The organism is Streptomyces sp. Y20 (assembly GCF_043195475.1).
GTDB lineage: Bacteria > Actinomycetota > Actinomycetes > Streptomycetales > Streptomycetaceae > Streptomyces.
Window position 1 is genome coordinate 91,794 of sequence record NZ_JBIDDP010000015.1, and the last position, 22,018, is coordinate 113,811.

A 22,018-nucleotide genomic window follows, 5' to 3' on the forward strand; every position below is an offset into this window, starting at 1 on the left:
CGTGCCGCCGGCCTCCCGCACCACCCCTGTCCGCGCGACTCCTCCGTGCCGCGCACGCCGCTACCAAGGAGACAAGGTGATAGGTAAGCAACCGACGGGCGAGCAGCTCCTGTTGGAGGTGTTACCCGACCGCTGGCGGGGCTTACGCGAGAAGGGGCCGGTGCGCTACGACGATGCGCAGGGAGTGTGGCAGGTTCTCGACCACGCGAGCGTCGCCGCCGTACTCGCCGATTCGGCGACGTACTCCTCCGACCTCTCCGCCCTCGCTCCCACCCAGGCCGACTTCGAGACCTTCCGGCAGGGCAACTTCGTCGGCATGGACCCCCCGGAGCATCGCAAGCTGCGCACCCTGGTGAGTCAGGCGTTCACCCCGCGGGTCGTGCAGGGGCTCGGACCCCGCATCGAGGCCGTCTGCGCGCGGCTGCTGGACGCCGTCGCGGACCAGGACCGCTTCGACCTGGTCGACGCGCTGGCCTATCCGCTCCCCATCATCGTGATCGCCGAACTGCTCGGCATCCCCGCCGAGGAACACCGGCTCTTCCAGGAGTGGGCGAGCGTCCTGTTCGGCGGCGACCAGCTCGGCGAAGCCCCCGACATGGCCGACCTGGAACGCGCCCTGGAGGCCATCGCCCCCACGGTGCGCGAGATGAACGGCTACATGCTGGACCACATCCGCGCCCGCCGCGCCGATCCCGGGGACGACCTCACCAGCAGGCTCATCGCCGCCGAGGTCGACGGCGTCCGCCTCGCCGACCAGGAGATGGTCGGATTCGTGGCCCTCCTGCTGGTCGCCGGGCACATCACCACCACCGCGCTGCTCGGCAACGCCATCGTCACCTTCGACCTGCACCCCGGCACGGACGCCGCGCTGCGCGCCGACCCCGCGGGGATCCCGGCCGCCGTCGAGGAGGTGCTGCGCTGGCTGCCCCCCTTCCCGGAGCTGGGCCGCCGGGTCACCCGCCCGGTCGTCCTCGGCGGTCAGGACATCCCGGCGGACGCCCTGCTGATGACCCACCTCGGGGCCGCGAACCGGGACCCCGCCCGCTTCGACGACCCCGACGTCCTCGACCTGACGCGCGACCCCAACCCGCATCTGACCTTCGGGCACGGCATCCACTTCTGCTTCGGCGCGCCCCTGGCACGGCTGGAAGCGCGGATCGCTCTTCACATGTTGCATAAACGATTCCGCATCCTGACGGTCCCCTCCCACGAGGACATCGTCTTCCAGAACCCGGCCGTGATCATCGGCGTACGGCATCTGCCCGTCGAGGTCAGCAGGCCGTAACCCGAGCACGCGCACATCCCCGGCCGGCCCCCGCTCCGCTCGCCAGGGCCGCACCGGCACACCCGCACATGAGACCCACCCAACGGGAGTCCCCTTCTCATGCCGTACTCCATCCCCACCGCTCCGGCCGCCTCCTGGACGCCCCCGCTGTTGAGGGCGGAGCTACAGGACCGCCTCGACACGCTCGCCCGGGCCCACCGGGTACCCGGCGCCCAGCTCGTCCTGGACACCGGCACCGACCTCATAGCCGTGCACACCGGCCTCGCCGACGCGGCGACCGGTACGCCCTTCACCGCGGACACGGCCGTCCCCCTGGGGTCACTCACCAAGCCGTACACCGCCGCCCTCGTCATGCTGCTGGCCGACGACGGTGACCTCGACCTGGACGAGTCCGCCGCCGGGCAACTCCCGGAGCTGAGAGACACGCCCGGGGTGACGATCCGCCAGCTGCTCAGCCACACCGGCGGCCTGCCCACCGGGCCCGACTCCGACACCGCCGCCGGGACCACGGCCGCCCGCTGCCTCGCGGCCGTCTGCACCGCCCGCGACCTGCTGTTCGCCCCGGGCACCGACTTCTCCTACTCCAACGCGGGCTACGTCGCCGCCGGCCGGCTGGCCGAGACCGTCACCGGCATGCCGTGGCACGAGGCGGTGAGCGCCCTGCTCCTCGAACCACTCGGCACGGCACCCGCGTTCATCGGCGACAGCACGCCCCGCCGTCCCGTCGCCTCCGGACACGCCGTCAACACCGCGACCGGCCTGCCCCGTCCCGCCCGGCAGACCCTGGCACCGCTGGAGGCACCGGCCGGTGCCCTGCTGGCGAGCGCCCTCGACCTGGCCGCGCTCGGCAACGCGCTGATCGGACGCTCCGACGTCCTGCCGCCCGCCGTCACCAAGGAGATGCGCCGCCCCGAGACCGCCGCCCGCCCCGGCGCGCTGGCCGACGGCTGGGGCCCCGGCCTCGCCCTGTACCGGCAGGACGACCGTGTGTGGTGCGGCCACGACGGCAACGCCCAGGGCACCTCCTGCCACCTGCGGGCCGACCCGGAGACCGGGATCGTGGTCGCTTTCACGGGCAACGCCGCGAGCGCCACCGCTCTCTGGCGCGACCTCACCGGCGAACTGGCCCGGCTCACCGGCATCCGGGTGCCCGCCGCCGCCCAGGACACGGACCGGGGCCGCCCCGTGGCCCTGCCCGAGTGCCTGGGCAGCTACCGCAACGGCACCACGACGTACCGCGTCGCACCCAGGCCGGACGGAACGCCGGCCCTGTCCGTGGACGGTGACCTGGCCCTTCCGCTGGTGTGCTACGCCGACCTCACGTGCGACCTGGTCGATCCGGCCACCGGCCGCCTCGAACCCGGCGGCCGCTTCCACCGCGATCCCGCCACCGGCCGCATCGACCGGGTGCAGATATCCGGGCGCACGGCACGCCGTACCGACGACGGCTGACCCGCGCTCACCACCGGACCCGGCGGCCGGTCACCGGCCAGGTGGCCCGCGCCCGCGGACCGCGAGCCCGTCCCCGGCCCCCGCGCCGACCGGCCGGGCGGCGCCGCCGGCGGCCGGCACGCACTGCCGCCGGACCGCCACCGGCCCGGGCCACCGCCCCCGGCCCGCAGTCCCTCCGTCGCGCACGCCCGCCGTGCCGCCGCGACCCACCGCACTGTCCCGGTGGGGCGCGGCGCTGCCCGCGTCCGCCTCCGTAACCCGCGCCGTACCGTCCCGCCCTCCTAAGGACTTCACCCATGACGGACCTGCACGACAAGCCCGCGCCGGCGTCCTCCCTGCCGCGGGCCGGCGACACCGACGGGGCGCCGGAGAGCGCCGCGGCGACGGCGTACCCGACGCTCGGCGAGCTGTTCAGCGCGTGGGTGACCCGCACCCCGGACGCACCGGCCCTCACCGACGGCCGGCGGACCTGGACCTACCGGGAACTGTCCGCCCGCGCCGACCGGCTGGCCGGGTACCTGACGCGGCACGGGGCGGGCCCCGACCGGGTGGTGGCGCTCGTGCTGCCGCGCTCCATGGAGCTGATAGCGGCAGAGCTGGCCGTCGCCCGGGCCGGAGCGGCCTTCCTGCCCGTGGACCCCGCCTACCCGGCGGACCGCCGGGCGCTGATGCTCGCCGACGCGGCACCCGCGGTCGTCCTCGACGACCCGCGGCGGACCGGCGAACTGCTGGACGGCACGGACGGCGCGGACGGTGCGGACGGCACGGAGCACCCGGCCGGCGCCGGGGCCGACCACGCCGCCTACGTCATCTACACCTCCGGATCCACCGGTACCCCCAAGGGCGTGACGGTCACCCACCGCGGCATCGGCGGCTTCACGGCCGCCGCCGCCGAGCGGTACGCCGTCGGTCCGGGCGACCGCGTGCTCCAGTTCTCCTCACCCAGCTTCGACGCCTCCGTCCTGGAGCTGTGCGTCTCCGTCCTGTCCGGTGCCACGCTGGTCGTACCGCCGCACGGGCCCTGGCTCGGCGACGAGCTCGCCGCGGTCGTGGACGAGCACCGCATCACCCACGCCCTCATCCCGCCGGCCGCGCTGGCCACCCTCCCCGACCCGGCGCAGGGCACCGCGAGATCGCTGCGCACCCTGATCGTGGGTGCCGAGGCCTGCCCGGCCGGGCTCGTCGACCGCTGGGCCCCCGGCCGCCGCATGATCAACTCCTACGGCCCGACCGAGGCCACCATCGTCGCCACCTGGACCGGGCCCCTCACCGCCGGCCGGGGCACCCCGACGATCGGCGACGCGCTGCCGCACACCCGGGTGTACGTCCTCGACACCGCGATGTGCCCCGTGGCGCCCGGCACGGACGGCGAGTTGTTCGTGGGCGGCGACGCGGTGGCCCGCGGCTACCTGGGCCGGCCGGGCCTGACCGCCGCCCGCTTCGTGGCCGACCCCTTCGGCCCGCCCGGAACCCGTCTGTACCGCACCGGCGACCGGGTGCGCCGCACCGCCGACGGGGAACTGGAGTATCTGGGCCGGCTGGACCGGCAGGTGAAGATCCGCGGCTTCCGGATCGAACCCGGCGAGATCGAGGCGGCCCTGCGCCGGCTGGCCGGGGACGCCGTCGGAGAGGCCGTGGTCGTGGTCCGCGAGGACGAACCGGGCCACCGCCGCCTGGTCGCCTACGTCACCCCGAACGACCCGCGGGGGGCGACCGAGACCGGGGATCCGGTGGGTTCCTTCGCAGCGGCTGGGACCGGGGGTGCGGTGGCTTCCTCCGGGGCTGCCGGTTCCGGGGGCGGGGTGGCCGGCTCGGCGGGGGCCGCCGGGGAGGAGTCCGCCGGCGGGGTGGCCGAGTCCGATGGCGCCGGGGCCGCCAGCAGGGCCGCCGGGGCCGGGAGAAGACCCGGTGTCGTGGGCGAGGAGGGGCCCTCGGGTTCGGCGGCCGTGGGCCACCCGCCCGTCTCCTCCGGCCCCTCCGCTTCCGTGGAGCAGCTCGGCACCGCCGGTGTCTCCACCCCCGCCCGCCCCCTCGATCCGGCCGCGTTGCGGGCCGCCCTGGCCGCCGTGCTGCCCGGGCACATGGTGCCGGCCGCCGTCGTGGTGCTGGAACGGATGCCGCTCACCCCGCAGCACAAGATCGACCGGCGGGCCCTGCCCGCTCCGGAGAGGGTGTCCACGGCGGGCCGCGTGCCGCCCCGCTCACCCCGGGAGCGCTCCCTCGCCGCCATCTGGGCCGATGTCATGGGCGTCGACGGGATCGGCGTGACGGACGACTTCCTGGACCTGGGCGGCGACTCGGTTCTCGCCGCGCGCGCCCTGTCCCGCATCCGGGACGAGCTGGGAGTGCGGCTGACCGTACGGGACGTCTTCACCGCCCGTACGATCGCCGCTCTGGCGCCCCTGCTCGGGGACCCGTCCGCCGCCGCGCCACCGGAGCCGATCCCGCCGGCCCCCGGTGAGGGCGTCCTGCCGCTGTCCAGCGCCCAGCGCCGGCTGTGGTTCCTGGACGACCTGACCGACGGCGGCACCGAGTACAACACCGGCGTGTCCCTGCGGCTGCGCGGCGCGCTGGACGAGGACGCGCTGCGCCGGTCCCTGCACCGCCTCGCCGCCCGGCACGCCTCGCTGCGCACCACGTTCACCACCGTCGACGGACAGGGCGTCCAGCGCGTCGCCGCCGACGCCGACCTGCCCCTGCGGACGGCCGACCTCACCGGCGTACCCGGAGCGCGCCGGGCCGAGGCGGCCGAGGAACTGCTCACCGGGGAGCTGTGCGGCCCCTTCGACCTGGAGGCGGGCCCGCTCACCCGCGCGCTGCTCGTCCGGCTCGCCGAGGACGACCACCTGCTGCTGCTGGCCCAGCATCACATCGTCACCGACGGCTGGTCGGTGGGCGTCCTCACCCGGGAACTCGCCGCCCTCTACCGCGCCGAGGCCACCGGCGAGCCCGACGGACTGCCCCGGCCGGCCGTGCAGTACCCCGACTTCGCCGTGTGGGAGCAGGGGAAGCGGGCCGGGAACGCCGGGGACACAGACGCCGCGGACCTGGCCTACTGGAGGCGGCACCTGTCGGACCTCCAGCACCTGGAGCTGCCCACCGACCGGCCGCGTCCGGCGGTGCGCACCACCGCCGGAGCGGCACACCACCACCGTCTCCCCGCGGAGCTGACGGCGCGGCTGCGGCATCTGGCGACGGGCCGCGGCACGACCGTGTTCACCCTGTTCGCGGGGGCCGCGGCGCTGCTGTTCGCCCGCTACTCCGGGCAGCGGGACGTGGCGTTCGGCACCGTCACCAACGGGCGGGGCCGCCGGGAACTGGAGGACGTGCCGGGCTTCTTCGCCAACACGGTGGTGCTGCGCACGGACGTGGACGAGCGGGCGACCGTCGACCGGTTCGTGGAGAGCATGCGGACCACGGTGCTGGACGCCTTCGCCCACGACGGCGTGCCGTTCGACCGGGTGGTGGAGGAGCTGGCGCCCACCCGGGACCCCAGCCGCACACCGCTGGTGCAGGCGCTCGTCGTCCAGCAGACGCCTCTCGGCGTGCCACCACTCGCCGGCGGCCTGCGCCTGGAGGAGCATCCGCTGCCCCGCCCGGCCGCCCGTTTCGACCTGGTCCTGGAGTTCACGCCGGACGCCGACGGCGGCTGCGCGCTGACCGTCGAGTACAACACGGACCTGTTCGAGGCGGCGACAGTGGGCCGCCTGACGGGTCATCTGCACCGCCTGCTGGAGGGGATGGCGGACGGCCCGGGCCGCACGCTGGCCGAGCTGCCCATGCTGTCGGCCGCGGAGCAGCACACCCTGGTGGACGCCTGGAACCCGCCCGCGCGCCGGAGCCGGGACACCGGGGACGTCACGCTGCCCGGGCTGTTCCGCGCCCAGGTCGCCCGGACCCCCGGCCGGACCGCCGTCGTCTGCGGCCCCGAGCGGCTCGACTACGCCGAGACCGACCGGCGCGCCAGCCGGCTGGCGCGGCTGCTCGTCGCGCGCGGCGCCGGCCCGGAGACCCTGGTCGCGCTGTGCCTGCCGCGCTCCGTCGACCTGGTGCCCGTGCTGTGGGCGGTGCTGAAGTCGGGCGCGGGCTATCTGCCGGTGGACCCGGCCTATCCCGCCGAGCGGATCCGCTTCATGCTCGGCGACGCCGGGCCCGCCCTCGTCCTCGCCACCCGGGACACCGCGTCCGCCCTGCCCGAGGACTGCGTCCCGCTGCTCCTGGAGGACTGCGCGGGCCAGGACGTGCCCGGCCAGGAACAGGCCGACCAGGACCTGACCGACGCCGACCGGATCCGGCCGCTGCTGCCCGACCATCCCGCGTACGTCATCTACACCTCGGGTTCCACCGGGCGCCCCAAGGGGGTCGTGGTGACCCACCGCAGTGTCGCCGCGCTGGCCGCCTGGGCGGGGGAGCGGTTCGGACCCGACGGACTCTCCCATGTGATCGCCTCCACCTCCCTCAACTTCGACGTCTCGGTCTTCGAGCTGCTGTGCCCGCTGCTGGCCGGCGGCTCCGTGGAGGTGGTCGCCGACCTGCCGGCCCTCGCCGACACGCCGGCCCCGCGCAGCGCCGGGCTGCTCAGCGGAGTGCCCTCCGTGGTCTCCCGGCTGGTCGCGGGCGGTACGGCACCCGTGACGGCGGACACCGTCGTGCTGGCCGGTGAGGCCCTGCCCGCCCAGACGGTGCACGACGTCCGCGCCGCCATGCCCGCCGCCCGGATCGCCAACATCTACGGCCCCACCGAGGCCACCGTGTACGCCACCGCCTGGTTCGCCGACGGCAGGCTGCCCGAGCAGTCCCCGCCCATCGGCGAACCCGTGGCCGTCACCCGGGCCTACGTCCTGGACGGCGCCCTGCGGCCCCAGCCGCCCGGCGTCACGGGTGAGCTGTACCTCGGTGGCGGCGGCCTGGCGCGCGGCTACCTGAACCGTCCGGGACTGTCCGCCGCCCGCTTCGTGGCCGATCCGTTCGGCGCGCCCGGCGAGCGCATGTACCGCACCGGCGACCTGGTGCGCCGGCGGGCCGACGGCCGGCTGGAGTACCTCGGCCGGATCGACCAGCAGGTCAAGGTGCGCGGCTTCCGGATCGAACTGGGCGAGGTGGAGGAGGCGCTGCGCCGCTGCGCCGGCGTGGCCGAGGCCGCGGCCATCGCGGCCGACACCGACGGCCACCGGCGCCTCGCCGGCTACGTCGTCCCCGCCCCAGGAGCGCGGGTCGACCCCGAGACCGTACGCCGGGAACTGGGCCGTACGCTGCCCGACTACATGGTCCCGGCGGTCGTCGTCGTGCTGGACGACCTGCCGCTCAACCCCAACGGCAAGATCGACCGCGCACGCCTGCCCGACCCCGGCCCCGCCGTGCGGGCCGTACGGCACGTCGCCCCCCGCACCCCCACCGAGCACGCCCTCGCCGCGATCTGGGCCGACGTGCTGCACGTGGAGCGGATCGGCGTCGACGACAACTTCTTCGAACTCGGCGGCGACTCCATCCTCAGCATCCAGGTGGTGGCCCGGGCCCGGCAGGAGGGCCTGATGCTGACCTCCCGGGACCTCTACCAGCACCAGACGGTCGCCGCCCTCGCCCGCCGCGCGGACGCCGCCGGAAGCCCGCGCGCCTCGGCCCCGGCACCGGAGGCGGCCACCGGAGCGGCCCCCCTGACGCCGATCCAGCACTGGCTGTTCGGCACGGCCGCCGAGCGGGCAGCCCACTTCGCGCAGGCGCTGTCCGTCCAGGTGCCCGACGACCTGGACGCGGCGGCACTCGAGGACGCGCTGAACGACCTGGCCGCCCACCACGACGCCCTGCGCTCCCGCTTCACCGCCGGTGACGGCACCCAGCGGGTCAGCTGGGCCGTCGCGGACCGGGCGCCCCGGGTCGTCCTGGGCCGGCACACCGGCCCGGACGAGGACACCCCCCACTTCGGCCCCTTCGACCTCGCCGCGGGGCCGCTGCTGCGGGCCGTGCTGCACGACCGCGGCCCCGGCCTGCCACGGGTCCTGCACCTCGCCGTGCACCACCTGGTGGTCGACGGCGTGTCCTGGCGGATCCTGCTGGACGACCTGGACTCCGCCTACCGGGCCCGCCGCGCGGGCGACGACGGGGCGGCGGCCCTGCCCGCGAAGTCCACCCCCGTACGGCAGTGGGCGCGCCGGCTGCACGCGCACGCGGCGGACGGCGGCTTCGACGACGAGCGGGACTACTGGACCCGCCAGGTCCCGGACACCGCTCCCGCCGTGCCCCAGGACCGGGACGGCATCAACACCTACGCCTCCCAGCGCGCGGTCACCGTCCGCCTGAGCCCCGAGGACACCGCGGCCCTGCTGCGCACCCTGCCCGAGACCTACCGCACCCAGGTCAACGACGTACTGCTCGGCGCCCTCGGCCGCGCCCTGTGCGCCGGGACCGGGCGGGAGCGGGTGGTGGTCGACGTCGAGGGCCACGGCCGTGAGGAACTCTTCCCCGATCTGGACCTCAGCCGTACGGTCGGCTGGTTCACCACCCGCTACCCCGTCGCCCTGACCGTCCCCGGGGACGCCGGCTGGGACACCGTCCTGAAGCGGGTCAAGGAGCAGCTGCGCGCCGTACCCCGGCACGGCCTCGGCCATGACGCGCTGCGCCACCTCGCCGCTCCCGGTGCCGCGCCCGGCGCCCCGCACGCGCAGATCAGCTTCAACTACCTTGGCCGGATGGGGCTGCCGGACGGCGGCGACGGACTGTACCGGGGCACCGTCCGGCCGCTGGAGCTGGACGCCGACCCGGCCGCCGAGCGCCCGCACGCCCTGGAGGTCGTCGGCCACCTGGACGGCGACCGCCTGGAGTTCACCTGGTTCTACTCCGACCGGCTGCACCGGCACGACACGGTCCGGGCCCTCGCGGAAGGCTTCGCGGACGCGCTGGCGGACCTCGCCCGGTACGCCGCGTCACCGGGCGCCGCCGGGCGCACCCCGTCCGACTTCCCGCTGGCCCGGCTCGACCAGGCCGCCGTGGACCGCGTCACCGGCGCGGACCCGGCCGCCGTGGCGGACGTACTGCCCCTCACGCCGACCCAGGCGGGCATGCTCTTCCACGGGCTCTCCCAGGACGACCGCGGCGTCTACTTCCAGCAGCTGACCTTCGTCCTGGACGGTGTGCCGGACCCGGAGGCCCTCGCCGCCGCCTGGCAGCACGTGACCGACCGCACCGAGGTGCTGCGCGGCCGGGTCGTCTGGCAGGACATACCCGAGCCGCTGCTGGTGGTGCAGCGCCACGCCGCCCTGCCGGTCACCCACCTGGACTGGCGCGACCTGCCCGAGGACGAGCGCCGAGCCCGGCTGGACGACGTCCTGGCCCGCGACCGCGCGGAGGGCATCGACCTGACCCGGGCCCCGCTCCAGCGCCTGCTGCTCGCCCGCGTGTCCGGTACCGCCGTGCGCGTGGTGTGGTCCTTCCACCACCTGCTCCTGGACGGCTGGAGCCTGTTCCAGGTCCTCACGGACGTCTTCGCCCGGCACGCCGGCACCGCGCCGGAGACCGGCCGGGACCGCCCGCCCTACCGCGACTACCTGGCGTGGCTGCGCGGACGCGACACGGCCGAGGCCGAACGGCACTGGCGGCACCGCCTGTCCGGCCTGACCGAGGCCACCCCCCTGCCGTACGACCGCGAGCCGCGCGAGAGCCACCGCGCCGAGTCCACGCACGAGGTCCGGGCCACCGTGCCCGCCGCCGCGACCCGGGCGCTGGAGGAGCTGGCACGGACCTCGGGCCTGACCCTCAACACCCTCGTGCAGGGCGCCTGGGCGCTGCTGCTGGGCCGGCAGGCGGGACGTGACGAGGTGGTGTTCGGCACCACCGTGTCCGGACGGCCGCCCGAGCTGCCCGGCTCCGACGCCATGACCGGCCTGTTCATCACCACCCTGCCCACCCGGGTCACCGTCCCGGACCGCGGCACCCTCGTGGACTGGCTGCGCGCCCTCCAGCGCGACCAGAGCGAGGACCGGCGCTTCGACCACGTGCCGCTCACCCGGATCCGGACGTTCACCTCACTCCCGGAGCGCGTCGGCCTGTTCGACAGCATCGTCGTCTTCGAGAACTACCCGGTGGACGACGGTCTCGCCGCCGCCCACGGACTGCGCCTCAGCGGCCTGGAGGGCATCGAGACCACCAACTACCCGCTGAGCCTGACCGCCTACCCGGGCCCGGAGCTGACCCTGCGCCTGGGCTACGACCCGGAACTGTTCGACACCGGCACCGCCGGGCGGCTGGCCGAGTACCTGACCGTGCTGCTCACGGGCATGCCCGGCGCTTCCCAGCGCCCGCCCGCCCGGCTGCCGCTGCTCGGCCCGGACCGCCGCGCACAGGTGCTGCACGCCTGGAACGACACCGCCACCGACCTGCCCGACACCACGGTCGCCGGCCTCTTCGCCGCCCAGGTGCGGCGCACCCCCGACGCCGTGGCGCTGGAGGCCGGAGCCGAGCGCGTCACCTACCGGGAACTCGACGCGCGGTCGGCGCGCCGGGCGGCCCGGCTGGCCGCGCTCGGCGTACGGCCGGAACACCCGGTCGGCGTGCTCGTGGACCGCTCCGTGGAGCTGGTCGTCGCCCAGCTGGCCCTCGTCCGCACCGGCGGGGTGTACGTCCCGCTGGACGGCCGCGCACCGCGCGAGCGGCTGCGCCGGATGCTGGCCGAGGCCGGAGCGGACCTGCTGCTCACCGACGCCGCCTGGGAGGAGACCGCCCGCGGCCTGCTGCCGGACGACCGCGTCCTGCGGGTCGACGTCCCGGCCGGGGCGGACCACCCCGCGCCCGCCCACGCCGTCCACCCCGACAACGTCCAGTACCTGATGTTCACCTCGGGCTCCACCGGCGTACCCAAGGGGGTCGCGGTGCGCCAGCGGGACGTCGTCGCGCTCGCCCTGGACCGGGCGTTCACCGGGCACGACCGGGTCCTCGTGCACTCCCCGCACGCCTTCGACGCCGCCACCTACGAGGTGTGGGTGCCGCTGCTGCGCGGCGGCACGGCCGTCCTCGCCCCGCCGGCCGACCTGGACGCCGCCGCGGTCCGCCGTGCCGTCACCGAGCAGGGCGTCGGCTGCCTGTGGCTCACCGCCGGGCTGTTCCGCCTCCTCGCCCAGGAGGACCCGGGCTGCCTGCGCGGCGCCCGGGAGGTGTGGACGGGCGGCGAGGCCGTGCCGGGCGCGGTCGTGCGCCGGGTGCTGGACGCCTGCCCCGGCCTGACCGTCGTGGACGGCTACGGCCCCACCGAGACCACCACGTTCGCCACCCGCCGCGTCTTCCGCGCCGGCGACCCGCTGCCCGCCGTGCTGCCCATCGGACGCCCGCTGGACAACACCCGCGTGTACGTCCTGGACGGCGCCCTCCAGCCCCAGCCGCCGGGTGTCCCCGGCGAGCTGTACATCGCCGGCGCGGGACTCGCCCGCGGCTACGCCGGCCGGCCCGGCGCCACCGCCGCCCGCTACCTCGCCGACCCCTTCGGACCGGCCGGCGCGCGGATGTACCGCACGGGTGACGTCGTGCGCTGGAGCGCCGACGGCGAACTGCACTTCGTCGGCCGCGCCGACGACCAGATCAAGATCCGCGGATTCCGCGTCGAACCCGCCGAGATCGAGGCCCGGCTGACCGCTCACCCCGGCATCGCCGAGGCCGTCGTCTCCCTGTACGAGGACGCGGGCCGCAAGCGGCTGGCAGCCCACCTCGTGCCGGCCGAGGGCGCCGCGGTGCCCTCCGCCGGCGCACTGCGCGACCACCTGGCGGGCGGGCTGCCCGACTACATGCTGCCCGCCGCGTTCGTCACCGTGTCCGCGCTGCCCCTGACCGCCAACGGCAAGGTCGACCGGCGGCGGCTGCCCGCCCCCGACTGGTCGGCGGGTGCCGAGGACGCCTACCGGGCCCCGCGCACCGAGGCCGAACGGCTGCTCGCCGGGATCTGGGCCGACCTGCTCGGTGTGGAACGGGTCGGCGTGGACGACAACTTCTTCATGCTGGGCGGCGACTCCATCCTCAGCATCCAGGTCGTCTCCCGTGCCCGGGCGGCGGGCCTCACCCTCACCCCGCGCGACCTGTTCCGGCGCCCCACGGTGGCCGGGCTCGCCGCCGGCGGGGCCGGCGCGCCCGCCGTCGCCGGCACCGGACCGGTCAGCGGCGAGGCGGACCTCACCCCCATCCAGCACTGGTTCCTCGACCCGCGGCCCGCCCAGGCCGGGTTCTTCAACCAGTCCGTCGTCATCGAGGCCGCCGGCCCGGTCGACGAGGACGCCCTGCGCCAGGCCCTCACCGCCCTGTGGACGCACCACGACGCCCTGCGCGCCAGGTTCCACCTGGACGGCGACGGCACCTGGCGCCAGCACATACCGGCCGCCGACGGCCCGGTCCCCGAACTGCTGCGGATCCACGGCCCGCAGGCCGAGGAACACGTCACGGCGAAGACCCACGCCGGACTGGACCTCGCCACCGGACCCCTGTGCGCCGCCCGCCTGTTCACCGCCGACGGCACCCGGCCCGCCCGGCTGCTGCTCGTCGTCCACCACCTGGTCGTCGACGGGGTCTCCTGGCGGATCCTGCTGGAGGACCTGGAGACCGGCTACCGGCAGGCGGCGGCGGGCGAACCCGTACGGCTGCCCGCCCGTACCACCTCCGTGCGCGAGTGGGCGCACCGGCTGCGCGAGCGCGCCGGGACCGGCTTCGCCGCCCGGCGCGAGCACTGGGAGGAGACCGCCCGGCACTGCGCCGCCCCGCTGCCCGCCGACGGCGACGGGGACGCCACCATGGCCGGCGTCCGCGAGGTCAGCGTGCGCCTGGACCGCGGGCGCACCGACGACCTGCTGCGCCGCGTACCCGGCGCCTACCGCACCCGGATCGACGACGTCCTGCTCACCGCGCTGGGCCGGGTCCTGGCCGACTGGACCGGACGCGCCACCGTCGCCGTCGGCCTGGAGGGGCACGGCCGCGAGGACCAGCTGTTCGAGGACGTCGACCTGTCCCGCACGGTCGGCTGGTTCACCTCCCTGTACCCGGTCGCCCTCACCGTCCCGGAGGGCGACTGGGGAGCCGCCCTGAAGTCGGTCAAGGAGCAGCTGCGGGCCGTACCCGACCGGGGTCTCGGCTACGGCGTCCTGCGTCACCTCGCCCGCGACGCGGCCCTCACCGGCACCCCGATGCCCGGCATCAGCTTCAACTACCTGGGCCGCTTCGACTGGTCCGCCGGCGCAGGCACCCTGATCGGCGCGGTGCCCGGCGGGCTCGGCGGCGCGGAGGCACCCGGCACCGAACGGCCGCACCTGCTGGACGTGATCGCCCGCGTCGAGGACGACGAGCTGGAGATCACCTGGCACTACAGCCCCGGCCGGCACCGCGAGGACACCGTCACCGCGCTCGCCGAGGGCATGCTGCGGGCGCTGGAGGAGCTCGTCGCCCACTGCGCCCGCCCCGGCGCGGGCGGCCGTACGCCCTCGGACTTCCCGCTGGCCCGGCTGGACCAGGCCGCCGTGGACCGGATCGCCGGCGACGGACGCGAGGTCGCGGACGTGTACCCGCTGACGCCGATGCAGGCGGGCATGCTCTTCCACAGCCTGCTGGACCCCGACGGCCGCACCTACGTCAACCAGGTGCAGCTGGTGCTGTCCGGCGTCACCGACCCGCGGGCCCTTGCCACGGCCTGGCAGCACACCGCGGACGCCAACCCGGTCCTGCGCACCGGCCTGGTCTGGCAGGAGACCGCCGAACCGCTCCAGGTCGTGCGGCACCGGGCCACCGTGCCCGTCACCCACCACGACTGGTCCGGACGGCCCGCCGACCAGGGAGCCCACGACCTGGACCGGCTGCTGGCCGAGGACCGGCAGGCGGGCATCGACCTCGGTGCGGCGCCCCTGATGCGGCTGACGCTGATCCGGCTGGCGCCGGACCGGGTGCGCCTGGTGTGGACCTTCCACCACGTGCTGCTCGACGGCTGGAGCGCGGCCCAGGTCTTCGACGAGGTGTGCGAGCGGTACGCGGCCCTGACCTCCGGGCGCCGCCCGCGGCTGACCGAGCGCCGGCCCTTCGCCGACTACCTGCACTGGCTCGCCGGGCAGGACACCGGCCAGGCCGAACGGTACTGGCGCGAGACCCTCGCCGGCTTCCAGGCGCCCACCGAGCTGCCCCGCGACCGGCGGCCCGCCCAGGCCCACCGCGACGCCTCCTCCGGGACGGTGCGGGTGACCCTCGGCCCAGACGTCTCGGCGCGGCTGCGGGAGACCGCCCAACGGGCGGGACTGACCCTCAACACCGTCTTCCAGGGCGCGTGGGCGCTGCTGCTGGCCCGTTACGGCGGCGGTGACGACGTGGTGTTCGGCACCACCGTCTCCGGCCGGCCCGCCGGCCTGCCCGGTGTCACCTCGATGGTCGGCCTGTTCATCAACACCCTGCCCACCCGGGCCCGCGTCGACGGACGGCGCCTGCTGCCGGACTGGCTGCGCGACCTGCAGGCCGCCCAGTCGGAGGCCCGGCGCCACGACTTCGTCTCGCTGGCCCAGGTGCAGTCCTGGAGCGAGGTGCCCGGCGGCACCAGCCTGTTCGACTCCATCGTGGTGTTCGAGAACTACCCGTTCGACGAGGGCTCGCTCGCCCGGCACGGCCTGGCCATGGAACAGGAACGGGACCTCGAGCCGACCAACTACCCGCTCAGCGTGGTCATCGCGCCCGGCGACAGCCTGGCCGTGAACCTCGACTACGACCCCGCGGCGTTCGACCCCGCGACGGTGGAGGCGCTCGGCGAGAGCCTGCGCACCCTGCTGACCGGGATGGCCACCGACCCCGACCGCCGCCTCGCCGACCTGCCCCTCCTGGACCCGGCCGGCGGCCGGGACCTCGTCGGCCGGTTCGGCGGACACGTACGGGAGGCGCCGCGGGACACCCTGCCCGAGGCGTTCCGGCGGCAGGCCGAGCGCACCCCGCACGCCCCGGCCGTCCGCCACGGCGACGCGTGCCTCACCTACCGCGAACTCGACGCCCGCTCCAGCCGGCTGGCGCGGCGGCTGATCGCGGCCGGCGCGGGACCCGAGCGCTTCGTCGCCCTGTGCCTGCCCCGCACCGAGGACCTCGTCGTGGCGCTCCTGGCCGTGCTCAAGAGCGGCGCCGCCTATCTGCCGGTCGACCCGCAGTACCCGGCCGAGCGCGTCGCGTTCCTCTTCGAGGACGTGGGGCCCGACGCCGTGATCACCAGCGCGGCGACCGCCGGCCGGCTGCCCGAGGGCCCGTACACCCGGATCCTGCTGGACCAGGACCAGGCCCCTGCCGCGGCCGTCCCGGACCCGCCCGTCGGCGACGACGAGCGGCACGGCCCGCTGCTGCCCGGCCACCCGGCCTACGTCATCCACACCTCCGGCTCGACCGGCCGCCCCAAGGGCGTCGTCGTCACCCACGCCTCGGTGCTGGCCCTGACCGACTGGGCCGCGGCCGAGTTCACCGGCCGGGGACTGGCCCACGTCGTGGCCTCCACCTCCCTCAACTTCGACGTGTCGGTGTTCGAGATCTTCTCCCCGCTGCTGTCCGGGGGCTGCGTCGAGATCGTCCGCGACCTCCTGGCCCTGTCCGAACGCCCCGGACCCTGGCGTGCCGGGCTGCTCAGCGCGGTGCCCTCCGCCCTGGACCGGCTGCTCGCGGAGGACGCCGTACGGGTCAGCGCGGACACGGTCGTCCTCGCGGGGGAGGGGCTGCCCGCCCGCACCGTACGCCGGGTCCGGGAGGCCGTCCCCGGCTGCCGGGTCATGAACATCTACGGCCCCACCGAGGCCACCGTCTACGCCACCGCCTTCACCTGCGACCCGGCCGACCCCGACCGCGACCCGCCGATCGGCCGCCCCGTCGGCGGCGCCCGCGCCTACGTCCTGGACGCGCACATGCGCCCGGTCCCCGCCGGCGCGCCCGGCGAACTCTTCCTCGCCGGCACCGGCGTCGCCCGCGGTTACCTCGGCCGCCCCGGCCTGACCGCGTCGCGCTTCCTGCCCGACCCGTTCGGCCCGCCCGGCGCCCGCATGTACCGCACCGGCGACCTGGTCCGCTGGACGTCCGACGGCGACCTGCGCTACCTCGGCCGCGGCGACGACCAGGTCAAGGTGCGCGGCTTCCGCATCGAGCTCGGCGAGCTGGAGGCCGCACTGACCCGGCACCCGGCCGTCGCCGCCGCGGCGGCCCGGGTGGTCGAACACGCCGGCCACCGCCGGCTGGTGGGCTACGCCGTGCCCCGCGGGGCCGCCCTGCCGGACCCCGCCGAACTGCGCGCCTTCCTCGCCCACAGCCTCCCCGACCACCTGGTCCCCGCCCTGGTCGTGCCGCTGGACCGGCTGCCGCTCGGCGTCACCGGCAAACTGGACCGGCGGGCACTGCCCGCACCGCAGTGGGCCGCACCGGCCACCGGCGCCACCGCCAGGCCGCCGCGCACCGAGGCGGAACAGACCCTCGCGGCGATCTGGTGCGAGGTGCTCGGCGTGCCCGAAGTCGGCGCCGACGACAACTACTTCACCCTCGGCGGCGACTCCATCCTCGGCATCCAGATCGTCTCGGCCGCCCGCCGCGCCGGTCTCGCCCTGACCCCCCGGCACCTGTTCACCCACCAGACCCTCGCCGAACTCGCTTCGGCCGCCACGGAGTTCCACGGCACCGCCGTCACCGCCGAACAGGGACCCGTCGTCGGCGACGCCCCGCTCACCCCCGTACAGCACTGGCTGTTCGACACCCTGACCGGCGACCCCGCGCACTTCAGCCAGACGGTCTCCTTCGAGCTGGCCGAAGACCCCGGCGAGCCGTTGCTGCGCGCCGCTCTGGCCGCCGTACTGGAGCACCACGACGCGCTCCGCATGCGCTTCGAACCGGCCGGGGACGGGCGGTGGCGGCAGTACGGCACCCCGCCCGGCGGTGAAGCCCCGCACCTGGAGGTGCACGACCACGCGGCCGTGCCCGAGGTGGCCGCCGCCCTCGCCGCCGGGTTCGACCTGGCCGCCGGGCCGCTGCTGCGGGCCGCGCTGTGCCGTCCCGGGGACGGCGGCCGGCCGGTGCTGCTGCTCGCCGCGCACCACCTCGTCGTGGACGCGGTGTCCTGGCGGCTGATCCTGGAGGACCTGGACACCGCCTACCGCGCCCTGCGGGACGGCGAACGGCCCGCCCTCGGCGCCAAGAGCACCTCGTTCGCGGCCTGGGCCCGGCGGCTCGCCGACCACACCGCGGCGGGCGGCTTCGACGGCGAACTCGCCCACTGGCGCGACCTGGACGCCGCCACCGCCCTGCCCACCGACCACACCGGCGGCGCGAACACCGCCGCCGTCGAGGAGAGCGTGACCACCGTCCTCGGGTCCGAGGACACCCGCCGGCTGCTCCAGGACGTACCGGAGGCGTACCGCACCCGCGTCAACGACGTCCTGCTGTGCGCGCTGGGCCGGGTCCTGGCCCGCTGGACCGGCCGGGACCGGGTCGCGGTGACCCTCGAAGGCCACGGCCGCGAGGAGCTGTTCGACGACACCGACCTCGCCCGCACCGCCGGCTGGTTCACCGCGATGTACCCGGTCGCCCTGGACGTGCCCCGCGACGCGGACACCGGCACCGTCCTGAAGGCCGTCAAGGAGAACCTGCGCGCCGTCCCGCACGGCGGACTGGGCTACGGCGCGCTGCGCCACCTGCACCCCACGGCCGGCCCCGCCCTGCCCGGCCTGCCCCAGGTCTGCTTCAACTACCTGGGCCAGCAGGACTGGACACCCGCCCCGGGCGGCCTGCTGCACGCGCCCCACGGCGCGCTCGGCGGCGGCATGGACACCTCCGCCGAACGCCCGCACCTCCTCGACGTGCTGGGCCGGGTGAGCGACGGCCGGCTGGAGTTCACCTGGTCCTACTCCCGCGAGCTGCACCGGCACGACACCGTCGCCCGGCTGGCGGCCGAACTGACCGCCGAACTCAGGGAGATCGTCCGGCACTGCGCCGAGCCGGGCGCCGGCGGCCGCACCCCGTCCGACTTCCCGCTGGCCCCGCTCGACCAGGCCGCCGTGGACCGGCTCGTGGGCACCGGAACGGATGTCATGGACGTGTATCCGCTCACGCCCACCCAGACCGGCATGGTGGTGCACGGCCTGGACGAGGCCGGACACGGCCTGTACGTCGAGCAGATCACCTTCGTGGCGGACGGCGCCCGGGACCCCGGGCAGCTGGCCGCCGCCTGGCAGCACGTCGTCGACCGCACCCCCGTGCTGCGCACCTCCGTCGCCCTGCACGGCGTACCCGTGCCCCTCCAGATCGTCCACCGCGACGTGACCCTGCCGGTCACCGAGCACGACTGGAGCGGTGTGCCGGCGGACCGGCGGGACACCGAACTGGAGCGGCTGCTCGCCGGCGAACGGGCCCGGGGCCTCGCCCTGGACCGGGCCCCGCTGCTGCGGCTCGCCCTGGTCCGGCTCGGCCCGGACGCCGTGCGGGTGGTGTGGACCTTCCACCACGTCCTGCTGGACGGCTGGAGCGTCTTCCACGTCCTGTCCGACGTCATGGCCGCGCACGCCGCCCTGGTCCGCGGCGAGCCGCCCCGGCTGCCCGAACGCAGGCCGTTCGCGGACTACGCCGGCTGGCTGGCCGCCCGCGACACCGGCCGGGCGGCGGAGCACTGGCGCGGCGTCCTCGCCGGCCTGAGCGGCCCCACCCCGCTGCCGTACGACCGCAGGCCCGCGCCGGGCACCACGGCCCGCTCCGGCACCTGGCTGTCCCAGCGGCTCGGTGCCGAGGAGACGAGCCGGCTCCAGGAGTTCGCCCGCCACCACCGCCTCACCCTCAACACCCTCGTGCAGGGCGCCTGGGCGCTGCTGCTGGCCCGGTGGAGCGGGGAGCGGGAGGTGTGCTTCGGCACCACCGTCTCCGGCCGGCCCGCCGACCTGCCCGGCGCCGACACCATCACCGGCCTGTTCATCACCACCCTGCCGGCCCGGACCGCCGTCGACGGCGCCGCGCCCTGCGCCGCCTGGCTGCGCGCCGTGCAGGAGGCCCGCGCCGAGGACCGCCGCCACGACCACATGCCCCTCAACGAGCTGCACGGTCTCACCGAACTGCCGCCCGGCACCGAACTGTTCGACAGCCTCGTCGTCTTCGAGAACTACCCCGTCGGCGACGCGACGGCCGGCGCCCACGGTCTGACCGTGCGCGACCTCGACGCCCGGGAAGCCACCAACTACCCGCTCACCGTGGTCGTCTCCCCCGGTGACCGGCTCGCCGTCGAACTCGGCTACGACCCGCGCTGCTTCGACCCGGCCACCGCCGGCTCCCTGGCCGGCCAGCTGCTGCACACCCTGCATGCCCTGGCGGCCACCGACGGCACCACCCGCCTCGACGACATCGACGTCCTCCCGCCCGCCGAACGGGACCGGCTGCTGCACCCGCCGGCCCGCCCGGCGCGCACACCGGTACCCGCCGCGACGCTGCCCGCCCTCGTGGAGGCCGCCGTCGACAGGTGGCCCGCCGCCCCCGCCCTCGCCGGACCCGGCACCCTGCTCACCTTCGCGCAGGCCGAGGCGGCGGCCAACCGGCTGGCACACGCGCTCATCGCCCGCGGCGCGGGCCCCGGCGACCTCGTCGCCCTGCTGCTGCCGCGCTCGGCGGACATGGTGCTGGCCCAGCTGGCGGTGGCGAAGACGGGCGCCGCGTTCCTGCCCGTCGACCCCGCCTACCCCGAGGAGCGGATCGCCCTCATGCTGCGGGACGCGGCCCCCACCCTGACCCTCGACGCCAAGGAGATCGCCGGCCTGCTCGCCGCACCGCCGCACGACACGCCCGGGCACCGGCCCACCGACGCCGACCGGACGCGCCCGCTCGACCTGGACGACCCGGCCTACGTCATCTACACCTCGGGCTCCACCGGCACCCCCAAGGGCGTCGTCGTCACCCACCGCGGACTCGCCGCGTTCTCCGCCGCCGAGGCAGCCCACTACCAGGTGGCCCCCGGCGACCGGGTGCTGGCCTTCGCCACGCCCAGCTTCGACGCCTCCGTGCTGGAGCTGTGCATGTCCCTGCCGCACGGCGCCCGTCTGGTCGTCCCCCCGCCAGGGCCGCTGCTCGGCGCCCAGCTGGCCGACGTGCTGCGCACCGAACGCGTCACCCACACCCTGCTGCCGCCGGCCGCGCTCGCCACGCTGCCCCCCGACACCCCCGGCACCCTGCCGGACCTGAAGACGCTCACCGTCGGCGCCGACGCGTGCGGTGCCGAACTGGTCGGCCGCTGGGCCCCGCACCACCGCATGGTCAACTCCTACGGGCCCACCGAGGCCACCGTCGTCGCCACCTGGTCCGCGCCCCTGCGGCCGGACGGCGCCGCCCCGCCCATCGGCCGCCCGCTGCCCGCCACCGGCGCCTACGTCCTCGACGCCCGGCTGCGGCCGGTCCCCGACGGCGTCACCGGCGAACTGTGGCTGTCCGGGCCCGCGCTGGCCCGCGGGTACCTGGGCCGCCCCGGCCTGACCGCCGCCCGCTTCACCGCCGACCCGTTCGGGCCGCCGGGCACCCGCATGTACCGCACCGGCGACCTGGTGCGCCGCGACGCCCACGGCGAACTGCACTACCTGGGCCGCACCGACCGCCAGCTCAAGTTGCACGGCCATCGCATCGAGGCGGGCGAGGTCGAGGCCGTCCTCGTCCGGGACCCGGGCGTGCTGGACGCCGTGGTGACCGTACGGGAGGACGAACCGGGCCTCCCGCGCCTGGTCGCCCACCTGCTCACGGCACCCGGCGCCGAACCGCCCACCACCGCCGCGCTGCGGACCCTGGCCGCACGCTTCCTGCCGGGCCACATGGTCCCCACCGCGTTCGTGGTGCTCGACCGCTTCCCGCTCACCGAGAACGGCAAGACCGACCGCTCCGCCCTGCCCGCCCCGGCACCGGCCGAGGAGCGGGAACGGACCGGGCACGTGGCACCGCGCACGCCCACCGAGGAAGCCGTGGCGGCCATCTGGGAGGAGACCCTCGGTACGGCCGTCGGTGCCGAGGACGACTACTACCTGCTGGGCGGCGACTCCATGCGCGCCCTGCTCATCGCCTCCCGCGCCAACGACGCGTTCGGCGTCACCCTGACCCCCCGCGACATCCTCGTCTCCCGCACCGTCGCCGCCCTGGCGGAAATCGTGGAGGACCAGGTGCTCAGCGAACTGGAAGCCGCCGCGTACGGCCACGACGGCGAGGACGGCACGCACGAGGGCCAGGACGGCCCGCCCCCGGGACACGGCAGTCCCGCCCCTGACGACGAAGACGCCGCGTACGGCGGCCCCGACCACGACGAACGGTGAGGAACCG

3 protein-coding genes are annotated in these 22,018 nt (G+C 76.0%); all 3 read left to right on the plus strand.

The window, feature by feature from the left end:
* Nucleotides 1–160: 160 nt before the first annotated feature.
* A complete protein-coding gene (locus tag ACGFT1_RS30125; RefSeq protein WP_373912140.1) occupies nucleotides 161–1,285 on the plus strand; it encodes a cytochrome P450 in 1,125 nt (374 codons plus the stop codon).
* Nucleotides 1,286–1,384: 99 nt separating this feature from the next.
* A complete protein-coding gene (locus tag ACGFT1_RS30130; RefSeq protein WP_373912141.1) occupies nucleotides 1,385–2,737 on the plus strand; it encodes a serine hydrolase domain-containing protein in 1,353 nt (450 codons plus the stop codon).
* A gap of 296 nt (nucleotides 2,738–3,033) precedes the next feature.
* On the plus strand, nucleotides 3,034–22,011 hold the full coding sequence (locus ACGFT1_RS30135; RefSeq protein ID WP_373912142.1) for a non-ribosomal peptide synthase/polyketide synthase: 18,978 nt from the start codon (nucleotides 3,034–3,036) through the stop codon (nucleotides 22,009–22,011).
* The last annotated feature ends 7 nt before the right edge of the window (nucleotides 22,012–22,018 follow it).

Coding starts and splice junctions, on each gene's coding strand:
- ACGFT1_RS30135 (WP_373912142.1), top strand. CDS start 3,034: ATGACGGACCTGCACGACAAGCCCGCGCCGGCGTCCTCCCTGCCGCGG.
- ACGFT1_RS30130 (WP_373912141.1), top strand. CDS start 1,385: ATGCCGTACTCCATCCCCACCGCTCCGGCCGCCTCCTGGACGCCCCCG.